The sequence below is a fragment of the Nocardiopsis listeri genome (genome assembly GCF_020741345.1).
Classification (GTDB): domain Bacteria; phylum Actinomycetota; class Actinomycetes; order Streptosporangiales; family Streptosporangiaceae; genus Nocardiopsis; species Nocardiopsis listeri_A.
The window spans coordinates 1-10,872 of the sequence record NZ_DYZD01000471.1; the positions used below are offsets into that span (position 1 = coordinate 1).

General features: G+C 69.8%; 7 protein-coding genes. 2 read left to right on the plus strand and 5 right to left on the minus strand.

The window, feature by feature from the left end; all coding sequences use genetic code 11:
- Nucleotides 1-208: 208 nt before the first annotated feature.
- The 3 genes from K8V84_RS25495 to eccD form a co-directional block, all read right to left on the minus strand.
- Nucleotides 209-532 (minus strand): hypothetical protein, encoded by a 324-nt coding sequence (locus K8V84_RS25495; protein ID WP_067605257.1) that lies wholly within the window; start codon nt 530-532, stop codon nt 209-211.
- Nucleotides 533-593: 61 nt separating this feature from the next.
- Nucleotides 594-2,057, minus strand: a complete 1,464-nt coding sequence (eccB, locus tag K8V84_RS25500; protein WP_067605259.1) for a type VII secretion protein EccB — start codon at nt 2,055-2,057, stop codon at nt 594-596.
- Nucleotides 2,058-2,060: 3 nt separating this feature from the next.
- Nucleotides 2,061-3,461, minus strand: coding sequence for a type VII secretion integral membrane protein EccD (eccD, locus tag K8V84_RS25505; RefSeq protein WP_067605261.1), 1,401 nt, complete (start codon nt 3,459-3,461; stop codon nt 2,061-2,063).
- A 305-nt stretch (nt 3,462-3,766) separates the two neighbouring features.
- Between eccD and eccCa the strand changes: the two genes are divergently transcribed.
- Both eccCa and K8V84_RS25515 read left to right on the plus strand, forming a co-directional pair.
- Nucleotides 3,767-7,753: a type VII secretion protein EccCa gene (gene eccCa, locus K8V84_RS25510; RefSeq protein ID WP_304079437.1), complete on the plus strand. Its 3,987-nt coding sequence runs from the start codon at nt 3,767-3,769 to the stop codon at nt 7,751-7,753.
- A gap of 119 nt (nt 7,754-7,872) precedes the next feature.
- The gene (locus K8V84_RS25515; protein ID WP_304079439.1) at nt 7,873-9,165 is read left to right on the plus strand and encodes a S8 family serine peptidase; all 1,293 of its coding nucleotides are present in this window, start codon (nt 7,873-7,875) and stop codon (nt 9,163-9,165) included.
- 126 nt (nt 9,166-9,291) lie between these two features.
- Here the strand turns inward: K8V84_RS25515 and K8V84_RS25520 are convergent, their stop codons facing one another.
- Both K8V84_RS25520 and K8V84_RS25525 read right to left on the minus strand, forming a co-directional pair.
- On the minus strand, nt 9,292-9,396 hold the full coding sequence (locus K8V84_RS25520) for a hypothetical protein (RefSeq protein WP_304079441.1): 105 nt from the start codon (nt 9,394-9,396) through the stop codon (nt 9,292-9,294).
- A 378-nt stretch (nt 9,397-9,774) separates the two neighbouring features.
- A partial coding sequence (locus K8V84_RS25525) for an MFS transporter (protein WP_304079443.1) occupies nt 9,775-10,872 on the minus strand: 1,098 nt, incomplete at its 5' end.

Below are 10,872 nucleotides of genomic sequence, written 5' to 3' on the forward strand. Positions count from 1 at the left end.
GTGGACATCTTCATGGCCAACTCGTCAAGGGAGTTGCGGATGTCCTGGGTACGAGCGCGCAGGTCGAACGCGGAATCGTCCATGCCCGCGTAACGGACGGAAAAGTCACTCATCGGCTGCTGCCTACTTTCGCTTCCGGGGCCACCCACAGGGGCGGTCGTCGCAGGGGGGAGGGGGAAAGCGCTCAGATGGGATCGCCTTGCTCCGCTCAGCCGCCCTGGTTGGGGTTGAGCTGGTTGTTCCAGGTGGAGGAGAGCACGAGGTTCTCGTCTTCCAGGTTCAACATGCCTCGCGTGGTACCGCCGAAGGTGCCGATCATGTTGTTCATGCCGTTGACGATCAGCCGCAGCTCCTCCAGCCACTTCACCAGTGCGGTCTCATAGCCCTGCTCGGCGCCGCCGACCCAGGTGCTCTTGAGGGAGTCGCGCAGGAAGTCGACCTTGGTGTAGACGGCGTTGCACTCGTTGTAGGCCGTCTCCATCGCCATCCGGCCCGTGCTCATGCCGTGTTCGGTACTGGTGGTCTGGACCATGTTCACCTCTCCTTTCGGTTAAGGGGTACTGGACCCCGATCGTGGTTGCGTGGTGGTGCGGTCAGGTTCCCTCCCGCTCGCCGCATCCGGCCGCGGCGGGCGGGGCGGCCGTCGCCGGAACCGGCTGGGCAGCGGCCTCGGCCGACATGAGCGGCCCGGTGGGCAGCAGGCGCAGCAGCGAGGTGGGAACGCGCGCGGCGGCCTCGGCCGAGTAGCCGAGTTCCCCAGCGGTGTCGGCGGACGGCAACGGGTACTTGGTGGCGGCGTCGGTCACCAGGTAGTAGGTGGGATCCGAGGCCGATCCCCCGGTGGGCTCGGCACGGACGATCGCGCCGGTCCCCGCGGGGATGCCGATGAGGTCGGCGGTGGGACAGCCGTGGGCGGTGTGGGGCCGGTCCTGGACCGGCCAGGCGCTCACCGCCTCCAGCGGATGTAGGACGAGCTGAGCGTCACCGTCGGCGGAGACGCGCATGCACGGCGCCTGCCCGTCGGTGGCCGCCGGCTCGGGCGGGGTGACCGGGAGCCCGTCGTCGATGGCGGCCGCGTTCTCGGCCAGGTTGCGCTGGACGTCTGCGGCGTTGAGCGCGACGGGTTCGGGTGCGGCGTCACCGTAGGCGTCGTCGGTGATGCGCGTGTCGGCGAGTGCCAGCCGAGACTGGACGGCGCTGACCGGAACCAGGCCCCCGCCGCCGAGCAGGTAGTACTGGTCGGCGTCCCCGTCGCCGCGCACCACGAAGACCTGGCCGGTGACACGCCGTTCGCCGCCGATCTCAGGGCTCTGTTCGCCGACCCCGCCGGGGACCTCGGGGGCTGCGAGGTCGCCCCCGGATGGAACCGAGTCGAGGAACGCCCGGCTGACGCTCCGGGCCGGGCTGGTGCCATAGCCCAGAGCTTGGAGAGCACCGTTCTCCTCGTCCAGGCGCAGCCGGGTGCCGTTCCAGAGCAGGTGGTGATCGTTGTCGGGGCCTTCGACCAGTACCGCGAACTCGGTGGGCAGGGCGCCGTCGTCGGGGGTCGCGTCGATGGACAGGGCGGTTCGCGGCTCGCCGTCCTCCTGCGCCGGGGGAACCGCGCACACGCGCCAGAGGGCCGAGGACATGGTTTCGGCGTCGGGCAGGGAATCGGGAGCGCCGGGGATGCCGACGGGGCCGCCCTTGGGGACCCCGGCCAACGAATCGGCGCTGACCGAACGGACGGTCATCTGGCTACCTTGGACCAGCCGGGCCGAGGCGTAGTTGGCGACGGGGCGCAGGACGCCACCGGAGTAGAGGTAGGTGGCGCCGGTCTCGCGTTCCAGGACGAGGGCGCCCTCGGTGCGCCAGGAGGTATTGCCTCCTGGGAAGATCAGTCCGAAGACCAGGAACCCGACGCACAGCAGGGCTGCTATGGCCAGCCCGATGAAGGCCCCGCGCCGGGTGCGCTGCATGGGTGCGTCGATGGCGTCGGGGTCGGCCTCCAGCATGGCGGTGCCCAGGCGGCCCACCATGAAGTTGTGGGCGACGACCTGGTCGCGGCGCGTCTGCACTGCTCAGCCCCCGATCCCGCGGAGCAGGCCGAACAGGCCGAGGTTGCCGAAGACCAAGCAGACCATGGCGATGGCCGCGAGGAGCTGGATGATCTCGGCGGCGCGACCCCAGTGGGGCAGGCCGCGCCTGCCCGGGATCGTCCACGCCAGGACGGTGAGGCCTGCGGCGACGGCGAAGACGCCCAGGAGGGCCAGCGACCTCCACAGAGTACTGGTGTCGGCCACGGCGGCGATGACGATGAAGGCGAGGCCGACACAGGCGGGGGCCGTCAGGGAGAGCTTCTGCCAGGCGTCCGCCAGGCCACGGCTCTGCAGCAGCAGGACCAGCGCCACCACCACGCCGAGGGTGACCGGCAGCCAGCCGGGCCCCGAGGCCAGGATGAGTAGGGCCACCACGTGGAGCGCGCCGGTGGCCGCGAGCACGGCCCCCTGATAACTGTCGGCCAGCGCGGTGCGGTCGAGGACGTCGCGCGCGGGGTGGGGGTCGATGGCCTCCTGGAGCTGCTGGGGGTTGGACGGCAGCGGGGGCAGCCGCAGCCCCGAGATACGGAAGCCGATGGCGGGGGCGAAGGTGCCGAGCAGGATCGCGAGGGCGCTGACGGCCCCGGCGATGCCGGTCATGGTCAGACCGGGCGCCAGCATCAGCGTCACCGCGGAGACCGCCCCGAAGACCTCGAAGACGATGAGCCCCGCGAAGAACGGAACGGCCCCGGCGACGGCCGCCAAGCCCAGGACGGTGGCGCCCGCGCCGGCCATGCAGGCCGCGAGGGCACGGGCGCCCAGAAGGGGCACGCCGGGATCACCGGTGGGGATGGCGGCCCCGGCCAGGCCCGTGTAGAGCACGGCGGCGGCGGCCAATCCGGTGGCGGCGGTGAGGTCGCCCATCGCCCGGGACGCGGCCCACGCACCCAAGAGCAAAATGACGGCGGCGCCGCCCGCGATCAGGGCGGTGAGCCCGTTCATGCCGCCCATCGCCAGCAGGACGAACCCGGTGAACAGGGTGAACAGGCTCAGCGCGTGCAGCAGTCGGCGGGTGTAGGTGGGGCGCCAGGCGTGACTGCGCTCGGCCATACCGGTGGCCACGCCGTCGATGAGGTCGTCGAAGTGCAGGGGCGGGAGCTGGTCGCGGCGCGGGCGCAGGTAGAGGGTCTCACCGTGGTAGAGACCCAGGGTCTGTATGGTGCCGTCCTCCTCCAGGGCGGGCGAACCGAGTTGCTGGAGGACCCAGCCGTCGTGTTCGAGCCCACCCTCGTCGAGGTCCTCACCGCCATCGCCTTCGGCGTAGAGGACGATCGTGGGCAGTAGCTCGGCCAACGGAACGTCGCTGGGAACCGCGATCTCGAAGGTGCGGTCCGGGGCACGGATGACGAGTCGGCAAAGGTCGGGGGCAAAGGAGTCGCTCATCTGGTTCTTACTACTCGGGACGCAGGCGGGATCACCGATGGTGCTGTCTCGTGCTACCCGGGGGAGGAAGCGGACACTACACTCGGTAACTGGCAGGAAACCTCATGATCCAACGACTTTCGCAACGGTAACACCGTCGGACCGAAATTGGCACCATGTGGGAATAAATGTTGTGTCCTGTTGGCTTTATGTTGGTTTGCGGACATAATTCTGGTTCCCGCCAGGAACTGACACCCGTGTGCGGCCCTCTCCGGACCCTCCGCGCCGCCGATCCCCGCCTCAACCGCCAGGAGACGATCGCCTCCGTGAGCACCATCCTCGTCCGCCGACCGTCCCGCCGCCCCGGGCCGGACATGCCCGACGGAGAGTTCCAGCTCCAAGAGCCGCCCGAGCTCCCCGAGGAGCAATCGACCATGTCGGCGGTGTTCAACTACCTGCCGATGGCCATGACCTCGATGGCGATGGTCCTGCTGTTCATCCGGCCCGGTGCCCAGGGCAGTGCTGTGAACACCTTCATGCCCTACGTCGCCGGCGGGATGATGCTGCTGGGCGCCGTCGCCATGCTGGTGGGCCAGTACGTGCGCGCCCGCAGCGAGCGCAAGCGTCAACTCAACGGCGATCGCCGCGACTACCTGCGCTACCTCACCCAGAGCCGAGCCAAGGCGCGCGAGGTCGTCACTTCCCAGCGCGACGCCATGCTGTGGCGTGCCCCCGCCCCCGATGCCCTATGGGCCCTGGTGCGTACCTCCCGGCTGTGGGAGCGCCGCTCCACCCACGATGACTTCGCCGAGGTCCGGCTGGCGGTGGGCGAGCAGGCGATGCGCATGCGCATCGCCCCGCTGTCCACCAAACCGGTCGAGGACCTCGAACCGCTCAGCGCCCACGCGCTGCGCCGCTTCATCCGGGCCTACGCCACCGTCGAAGACCAGCCCGTCGCCGTCTACCTGCGCGGATACGCCCGTATCTCGCTAGAGGGCGACACCGAGGCCTCACGCGCCATGGTGCGCGCCATGATCGGCCAGCTCGCCGTCTTCCACGCACACGACGAACTGCGCATCGCCGTGTGCGCAGCCGACGAACACCTCGCCGACTGGGACTGGGTCAAGTGGCTGCCCCACGCGATGCACCCCACCGACCGAGACGGTGCCGGCCCCGTCCGGCTGATCGGCAGCGACCCCGACGAGCTGGAGCGCATCATCGGCCCCGACCTGGCCGACCGCTCCCGCTTCGAGCCCGGCGGCTCCCCTTCCCGCGAAGAGCCCTTCATCGTCATCGTCGTCGACAGCGGGCGAGCGCAATCGGCCACCCGGTTCGACTCCGGCGGCTACCGCAACACCGTCATAGTGCACATCGACGACCCGCTGCCCTGGGACGGCACCCCCTTCACCCTGGGGCTGAAGGTTGAGCCCGACGCTCTGGAAGTGGTCGGCCAGGACCACAGCGGGCGGCGCACCCTCACCCCACTGGGCCGCCCCGACACGCTCAGCCCCACGCGCGTCCACGCGCTGGCCCGGCTACTCGCCCCCTACCGCATGAGCATGGCCATCGAGGTGGTCGAGCCGCTGGTCACCGACTTCGAGCTGACCTCCCTGCTGGGGATCCCCAACATGCACGTCCACGACACCGAGCGGCTGTGGGGCGACCTGCACCAGGACTCGCGACTGGCGGTGCCCATCGGCGTCGAGGAGAACGGCGCCCCCCTCGAACTCGACCTCAAGGAGTCCGCGCTGGGCGGAATGGGCCCGCACGGCATGCTCATCGGCGCCACCGGCTCCGGTAAGAGCGAACTGCTGCGCACACTCGTGCTGTCACTGGCGCTCACCCACTCCCCCGATACGCTGAACTTCGTCCTCGTCGACTTCAAGGGCGGCGCGACCTTCATCGGCCTGGACAAATTGCGCCACACCTCGGCCCTGATCACCAACCTCGCCGACGAAGTCACCCTCGTCGAACGCATGCAGGACGCCCTGCACGGTGAGCTGATCCGCCGCCAGGAGCAACTGCGCGCCGCCGGCAACTTCAGCTCCGTCCACGAGTACGAGAAGGCCCGCCAGGCCAACCCGTCGATGGAGCCCATGCCCACGCTGTTCGTCGTGGTCGACGAGTTCAGCGAATTGCTGGCCGCCCACCGGGACTTCATGGAGCTGTTCGTGATGATCGGGCGCTTGGGCCGCAGCCTGGGCGTGCACCTGCTGCTGGCCTCTCAACGCCTCGACGAGGGCCGGATCCACCAGTTGGAGAGCCACCTGTCCTACCGGATCGCGCTGCGCACCTTCTCCGCGATCGAGAGTCGCAGCGTCCTGGGTGTGCCCGACGCCCATCAGCTCCCCCCGGCGCCCGGAAACGGGTTCCTCAAGACCGGTACCGACCAGCTGACCCGGTTCAAGGCCGCCTACGTCTCCGGCGCCTACCGGGTACGTCGACGCAGCGGTCCCCAGGCCACCGCGGCCACCGAGATCGTCCCCTTCCTGTCGGGCTACGTCGCCGACCGCTCCCCCACCCCGGCGCCCGAGCCCATAGCCGAAGGAGAGGAGGACGAGGACACCGAGAGCCTGCTCAACGTCGCCTTGGAGCGTCTGCACAATGTAGGTCCCCCGGCACGACAGGTCTGGTTGCCGCCGCTCGGCGTGCCGCCCACCCTGGACGAACTACTCTCCATGATCGGCCGCCCACTCCCGGACAGCGGTCCCGCGTGGTCGTCCGAACCGCTGCTGGAGGTCCCGCTCGGCGTCATCGACCGACCCTTCGAGCAGCTGCGGCTGCCACTCAAGGCCGAACTGCTCGGCGCGGGCGGCAACATCGGCATCGCGGGCGGCCCCCAGAGCGGTAAAAGCACCATGTTGGTCACCTTGATCTGCGCACTGGCCCTCACCAACACCCCCGCCCAGACGCAGTTCTACGTACTCGACTTCGGCGGCGGTGCTCTCCAGGCGTTGCGCGGCCTACCCCACGTGGGCAGCGTGGTCGGGAGGATGGACACCGCCCGTATCAACCGGACCGTGTCGGAGATGATGGAGATCATCACTCATCGCGAGCAATTCTTCGCCGAGCACGGGGTGGACTCGATGGCCACCTACCGGCGGCGCCGCGCCGCCGGTGACTTCTCCGAAGAATCATACGGCGACGTGTTCCTGGTGATCGACGGCTGGTCCACGATCCGCCAGGACTTCATGGACCTGGTCACCCCGCTGACCCAGCTCGCCCAGCGCGGGCTGAGCTACGGCGTGCACCTCGTCGTCGCCTCGCCCCGCTGGGCCGACATCCACTCCGGGGTGCGCGACCTGCTGGGCAGTCGCTTCGAACTGCGGCTGGGCGACGCCGTCGACTCCAACGTCAATATGCGCAAGGCCCAGACCGTGCCGCGGATCGCGGGACGGGGCCTTACCCTCGACCAGTACCACTTCCTGACCGGCCTGCCACGCGCCGATGGCGTCGGCGATCCGGTCTCGCTCTCGGTGGGTGTCACCGAGCTGGTCGGCCGAGTGACCGGGGCCTGGAGCGGTCCCAGTGCCCCACCCGTGCGCACCTTGCCGACCCGGCTTCTGGCCGCCGAACTCCCCGCGGCCGAACTCACCGAGTTCGGCGGGATTCGGATCCCACTCGGCTTGGAGGGACGGGGCATGCGCCCGTTCTGGCACGACTTCTCCACCACCCCGCACCTGCTGGTCATCGGTGATACCGAGACCGGTAAGACCACGCTGCTGCACCACATCACCAACGCCGTCCGCGAGCACTACTCCGCCGAGAGCGCACGAGTGGTGCTGGTGGACCTACGCCGCCAACTCTTCGACGCGATTCCCAAGGAGCAGCAGCTCGGCTACGCGGTGTCGTCGGAGAGCGCTCGCGAGATGATGGGCGCCGCCGCGCACGCCATGAAGGCTCGACTGCCCGGGCCCGACATCACCCCTGACCGGCTGCGCCGCCGCGACTGGTGGAGCGGCCCGGAGTTGTTCATCATCATCGACGACTACGACCTGGTCTCCGGCGCCGGGGGAGGAAGCCCGCTCGCGCCGATCATCGAGATGCTGCCGCAGGCCGCCGACATCGGCATGCACCTCATCATGGCGCGGGCCGCGGGCGGCTTCAGCCGCGCCACCTCCGACCCTGCGATTCGGTCGCTCATCGAGAGCAACACTCCCAGCATCCTGCTGTCGAGCCCGCCATCGGAGGGCGTGCTCTTCGGCAACGTGCGCGCCCAACGCATGTCGCCGGGCCGGGCCCTGTGGATCTCCCGCCGCGATCCGATCCCGGTCCAGCTCGCGATCGCCGAGGGCATGGAAGAAGAGGATTGAGGTCGCGGGGCCGACATCTCACTCGAAGCCTCGACCCCACGGTCCGGGATCGCCGAGGGGAGTCGGCCCTCCCCACGTGCGAACTCACCCCGGTCACCTGACAGCTTATGGAGTGCCCCATGACCTTGTGGAACAGGACGGCCCTGGCAGTGCGGTTCGCGACCGCCGCCGCGCTGTCCGCCGCCTGCGCCGGGTTGGCGGCCGCCCCCGTCTCGCCCGCTTCGGCGGAGACGGCGCAGCCTTCCTCGGAGGCCTCCCCGAACGGAGCCGCGGAGGCGGAATCGGAGGCACTTCCCGCGATCGGCGTCGCACCCGACGGAGAGTGCGTGGCCGCCTCGTCCACGGTGGTGTCGGAGAAGCCGTGGACTACCCCGCTGCTCGATTTGACCAGCGCCTGGAACCTGTCGGAGGGGGACGGCGTCACCGTCGCCGTCCTCAGTAGCGGAATCGACGCCGACGCCACCGCGCTCAGCATGGCGCTGGTCGACTCCGGTGGCGACGATTGTCGAGGGTACGGTACCTTCCTGGCCGGGCTGATCGCCGCCCGCGCGCAGAACGGCAGCGGGCTGAGGGGGGTCTCCCCGGGCGCACGGGTGCTCGACGTCCCCGTGACCAACGACCAGGGTGCCGCCACCGCGGGCGACATCGCCGACGGCATCGACACGGCGGTCGGCGAAGGAGCCCAGGTCGTCCTGATCGGTGCGGCCATCGCTGAATCCAGCCGCGCACTGGAAGCAGCGGTGGACACCGCCACCGAGGCCGACGTGCTCGTTGTGGCACCCGCCACGGTCGCCGCCAACGGTATTTCCTTCCCTGCCTCACCGGGAAACCACCCTGAGGCGGTCAGCGTGGCCGCCGTGGGGGTGGAGGGTACCCCTGTCGCCGGATCCCCGGCACTGGACTCCAACGGTGTGCCGGCGCGAGTGGACCTGACCGCCCCCGGCGACCTGGTCATCAGCGTCGGGCCAGGGGGAGACGGACACTTCGTGGGCTCCGGGGACGTCGTCGCGGCCGGATTCGTCGCAGGCACCGCCGCCCTCCTGCGCTCCTACGACCCCGACCTGTCGGCATCCGATGTCCGAGAACGGTTGTTGGTCACCGCCTACTCCTCGCCCTACGGGCGCGGTGACACGATGCGCGGCAACGGGCGAGTGGACCCGGTCGGCGCACTCACCACCGCTCCCATCATGTCCGAGGAGAACCCCTCCCCGGGTACGGCGTTCGTGTCCGACCCCGGACCGGGCGAGGTGTCCCTGCCCGGCACAATGGCGGTGGTGGGCGGCGCGGTGGCACTCATCCTCACCACCGTCGCCGCCGGCGCGTTGGTCCCCCGGGGCCGCGAACGCGCATGGCGGGCCGCCCGCTCCGGAGAGCGTCGGGCGCTGGACCCGGCGCCCAAGCATCCATCCTGATCCATGCCCCGGCCGCGTATCCCACTCTCCCCGGAACCAGTCGCCCCTCACGCTTCTCCCCTGGAGATCGTGCTCGTCATCGAACCTCTCCCAGGCCCGATCCACTTCCGGCATATACGTGGTGGTTCAACCGAAAAACGCGTCGATGAGCTCCTGAAGCGTGTTCCCCAGTGCGCTGATGCGGTACTCGACGGCGACCGGCCGGGTGCCGATGACCACTCGTTCGACCATGCCGTTGCGCTCCAGCCGACGCAGTGTCGTGGTCAGGGCCTTCTGCGACGCGGGCCCTCGCAGAGCTTGCCGAGCACTCGGTCCCACAGCTCACGATGCTCACCGGCGATCTGGGAACGGCCGGATCGGGCAAGGGTGGTTTCGTCCATGCGGAGGCCACCCTTGACCGAGACGCGCGCCCGGTGGGCCCTGCATCGATCCGACGGGGGTCGGCCCCGCATCGTCCGTTCCGGACCTTTGAAGGGCGGGGCGCCCAACAGGAAGGGTAGGCCCGGCTGCGGGGTGCCGAGGCCGGGAGACTCCCGCGACCCGGTCACCAGGACCGGAAGGACTCCGAGTAGACGAAAGGATCCGACGCGGACGGCGAAGGTTCGGGGCTCAGACGTGGCCCCGGTCCTCCACCGGCTCCATCCTCCGTTCGCGCGGCGTGCCGGCGGCGGGGGTGAGCAGCGCCGCCACGATGACCAGGACCAGGACCACGATCATCGCCGGGCGGAGCCCGAACTGTTCACCTAGGATTCCCAGGGCGGGAGGCCCGACGAGGAAGGCGATGTAGCCGATCGTGGCGGCGAAGGAGACCCGGGCCGCGGTCTCCGCGCCACTGGTTTCATCCCCGGTGTCGCCCGCGGCGGACAGCGCCACCGGGAAGCCGAGCGAGGCCCCCAGCCCCCAGAGAACCACCGAGGCCACGACCAACGGCTGATGGTCGATGAAGATCACCCCCGCCATCCCGAAGGCACCGATGGCCGCGCTGGCGGCCAAGACCGGTGCGCGACCGAACCTGTTGACGAACGATCCACCGACGAACCGGCCCAGCGTCATCGCCATGGCGAACACGGCGAAGATGGCCGAACCCCAAACGGCGTCGAACCCGTGTCCGTCGACCATGACCAGCGGCAGCCAGTCGTTGGCCGTCCCCTCGGCCATCGCCAGGGCCAGGATGACACCACCCAGGAGGACCAGACGGGTGTCCCGCCATGGAGCCGCCTTGGGGGTGGGTTCGGAGACGGTGTGGTCGACGATCTCGCGGCGACCGAAGCCGACGGGGATACGTCCGATGCACAGCGCCGATCCGACCAGGATGACGACGCTCATGAGGAGCATGTGGGCGACCACGGGGAACCGAAGGGCCGTCGCGAGCAGGCCGAAGCAGGCACCGACGGCCGTTCCCAGACTGAAGAACCCGTGCATGGCGGGCATGACCGACCGGACGAGCAAACGTTCGGCCTCGGCCCCCTCCACGTTCAAAGCGACTTCCCCACTGCCCATGCCGAGCCCGAAGAGCGCCAACCCGAACGCGACCAGCGCCCCGTTACCGGCCATCGCACCCAGGCCCACCACGCCCACGCCCACGGCGGTCGACAGCATGCCGGCGACGATGATCGGTCGTGTCCCGAACCGGGAGACCAGCGGGCCCGAGCTCAGGATCCCGGTCATGGACCCCACCGACAGCCCGAACAGGATGAGCCCCATCTG

What these genes read in the sequence shown, in the direction of transcription:
- eccD (WP_067605261.1), bottom strand. Translation starts at nt 3,461, where the DNA reads ATGAGCGACTCCTTTGCCCCCGACCTTTGCCGACTCGTCATCCGTGCC.
- K8V84_RS25520 (WP_304079441.1), bottom strand. Translation starts at nt 9,396, where the DNA reads ATGGTCGAACGAGTGGTCATCGGCACCCGGCCGGTCGCCGTCGAGTAC.
- K8V84_RS25515 (WP_304079439.1), top strand. Translation starts at nt 7,873, where the DNA reads ATGACCTTGTGGAACAGGACGGCCCTGGCAGTGCGGTTCGCGACCGCC.
- K8V84_RS25495 (WP_067605257.1), bottom strand. Translation starts at nt 532, where the DNA reads ATGGTCCAGACCACCAGTACCGAACACGGCATGAGCACGGGCCGGATG.